Origin of the sequence: Planctomonas deserti, from assembly GCF_003067705.1 — a bacterium.
GTDB classification, from domain to species: domain Bacteria; phylum Actinomycetota; class Actinomycetes; order Actinomycetales; family Microbacteriaceae; genus Planctomonas; species Planctomonas deserti.
Map to the genome: position 1 here is coordinate 1 of NZ_QANL01000214.1, position 517 is coordinate 517.

General features: G+C 70.2%; 1 protein-coding gene and 1 pseudogene. Both read left to right on the forward strand.

Annotated elements, in window-relative coordinates; all coding sequences use genetic code 11:
* Positions 1-188: L,D-transpeptidase (locus DAI20_RS20340; RefSeq protein WP_159085179.1), on the forward strand; the 188-nt coding region annotated here is incomplete at its 5' end.
* Positions 189-192: 4 nt separating this feature from the next.
* Positions 193-517: pseudogene (locus tag DAI20_RS20345) on the forward strand (hypothetical protein); the annotation flags it as partial.

Here is a 517-nt window from a genome sequence, read left to right on the forward strand (position 1 = left end):
GCCCGAACAATCCGGTCGGCCGGGTCTGGATCGACCTGTCCAAGCCACACTACGGCCTGCATGGCACGCCCGAGCCCGGCCATGTCGGCAAGACCGAGTCGCATGGCTGCGTGCGCATGACCAACTGGGATGCGCTGCGTGTGGCCGATGCGGTGGATACCTCCGTCCCCGTGGTGATGCAGGAGTGAGCCGATGCGTCTTTCGCAGCTGATCGCGCTGGGTGTTCTGCTGGGACTGGGGGCCGGCTGGTGGCTGCGCCCCGATGCAGGCGAGCCGGTAGCCGCCTCGCTGCCGGAAGCACAACCGGCAGCAGCTGTGGCGCCGGCCAAGGAATCCGTAGCGCCGCTCGGCACGGCCCCTGCCCCCGCCGCCACCGCACCGTCAGCCGCGCGGACTGCGGATGCGCCAGCCGGTCTGCTGCTGCCGGTGCAGGGCATCCAGGCGTCCCAGCTGCGCGACACGTTCACCGATGCACGCAGCGAGGGCCGCGTGCACGATGCCATCGACATCATGGCCA